Origin of the sequence: Halalkalibacter sp. APA_J-10(15) (assembly GCF_023017105.1) — a bacterium.
Classification (GTDB): domain Bacteria; phylum Bacillota; class Bacilli; order Bacillales; family Bacillaceae_D; genus Halalkalibacter.
On sequence record NZ_JALKEV010000043.1, the window covers coordinates 1 to 1,104 of the forward strand.

The following is a 1,104-nucleotide window of genomic DNA, read 5'->3' on the forward strand; positions in this document are numbered from 1 at the left end:
AAAGAAGAAACAGTGGAAGTGACTTCAGATGTAACGGAACAATTAGTCGCTTTTACGAAAAGAGGAAAAACAGACCATCATCACGTTCAAGAGGTCATGGCTGAAATAGAAGTGTTAATGAAAGCGGGGCAGAAGAAAACAGCACAATCAAAAACACCAGACTGGTTTCAAGTGCAGCTACCAACAATTCAGTCTGTAGTAAACGACGCAAAGAAGAACAAAGCGTTTGCTTCCGTGCTTTCCAATGAATCCTTCCTGCAACGAGTCGCCAACCAATCCGGTGTCACCCATACTCATATCGGTCGGACGACAGTAGGATTGACGAAATATGTGAAAACAATGTCGTTTGACGAGAAGCTTAGAACGGGACAAGGGTGGTTTGCCCACTCCCCGCTAGGTCGGAGTTTACTTCATTACCGTACAGACCCAAGGTTTCAGTTTCTGTATTCATTTGCGACGAAGGTTCCGTTGGCTGCCATGCGTTCGACGATGACGTTTGAACCCAAACAACAAAAGGACACGTTAGAAGGTCGCGTGTCAGTCGATGCCCTAAAAACATGGTGGAACGAAACGATTACCCATCGAATAGATCTTAGTCTATTAAGAATCGTGTCACTTGCTTTTACAGGGATTCCAGCGTCAACAAAGAATACAACAGTCGATGCAGGAGAAACCGGTGAAGCGAAAACGACTCAAAACCCATTTATGAAATCATTGAATAGCTTTAAGGAAATTGGTGATATGTGGTGGGGAGGCATGACAGAAAGGACACGAAAGAGTACCGACTCCTGGTATGACTTTTCTAATTATATTACGCTGGGCTTAGTAGGTGGAGCCGTATGGACATGGGAGGGTATGGAAAACCGTTATGCCCAATTCAGGGACGATAAGAGCATGTCCACGTTCGTTAACTACATTACAATGGGCGGAGATGAAATGGTCGTGGGTACCTTTACCCCTGAAGACCCCTTCTCGGCGGAACATTGGTTAAATAGTATTGGAGTAGCCGGAATTGTTGCAGGTGGTAGTTTAGCAGGCACAACGCTGAGAAGTACAACAAACCAGTTGAATACGGGACCGAGAGTGAATTCGGGGGGGCAGGGT

The 1,104-nt window shown here is 45.7% G+C and carries 1 pseudogene; it reads left to right on the forward strand.

Features of this window, described 5'->3' with window-relative positions:
- A pseudogene (locus MW695_RS22125) lies at positions 1 to 1,104 on the forward strand (hypothetical protein); the annotation flags it as partial.